This is a genomic window from Pseudoalteromonas sp. SR45-5 (assembly GCF_014163565.1).
Classification (GTDB): Bacteria; Pseudomonadota; Gammaproteobacteria; order Enterobacterales; family Alteromonadaceae; genus Pseudoalteromonas; species Pseudoalteromonas distincta.
Window position 1 is genome coordinate 1 of the sequence record NZ_JACJDN010000991.1, and the last position, 860, is coordinate 860.

At 36.3% G+C, this 860-nt stretch carries 1 protein-coding gene; it reads right to left on the reverse strand.

Annotation, left to right across the window (positions count from 1 at the left end):
* A partial coding sequence (locus tag H5072_RS20580) for a hypothetical protein (protein ID WP_182694652.1) occupies positions 1 to 797 on the reverse strand: 797 nt, incomplete at its 3' end.
* Between the last annotated feature and the right edge of the window lie 63 nt (positions 798 to 860).

Sequence of the window (860 nt, forward strand, 5' to 3'; positions counted from 1 at the left end):
TCATTATTACTAAGTGCTGTTTGATAGATGTTTTTAGCGCTTTGTAAATCACCAGCCCGACGATGCAAAATGCCCGCTATATTAAATAATTCAGGATCATTGGGAGTGTATTTGTTTGCTTGTAGAATAAGTGAGTAAGCAATATCCAGCTGTTTGTCTGCTAGCGCTGTTGCAGCTAAATTACTGTAAAACTTAGAAACTAAATCGTTATAATCTGCACTGCTTGAATAAAAGCTGCGACGGGTAGGAAAGTAGTCGATTAAGGTGCCCGCTCTGAAAAATTCAACAATATTATCATCTTTTTTCTCTACTTTTGGGGCGTATACTCTTGTTCTAAAGTGGCTTGCTACATAAACAACATTATTTTCTTTTGCGTATACAGGCTGACTTGTTACTTCTTGAAAGCTCGTTTCTAATCCGAGAGCTTGTGCATAGCTTTGTGTTAAAACAGCTAAGCTAATGCAGTTGCCTTGCGAAAGTTTTAAGGCTTGGGCTGAAGTAAGTGTATCGCCGTGGTATTTAAAGTTAGCTAAGTTGCTTTCGAGGTAGTTGTAAATAATGCGGTCATGACGGATTTCAGACTGTTTTTGTTTTTCGGCATAGGCTAAAAATTTTTCTTTTTCAGCATTTGGCAGCTCGAAAATACTGTACTCAGAAGGAGTGTCGAGTTTATTAAACAAAGAATGGTTTAATAGTTGTTCAAGCTCTATTTGTTGTTCTACTTGGTGAACCTTGGTTGTGTTACATCCAACTAAATATAAAAAAGTAATACAGACTGCTATTTTATAAAACATCATAAACCCACTCCATTGTTAAATTTTACATTACAATGTGGTGGGTTTTTAATCAAGCACTTGCTG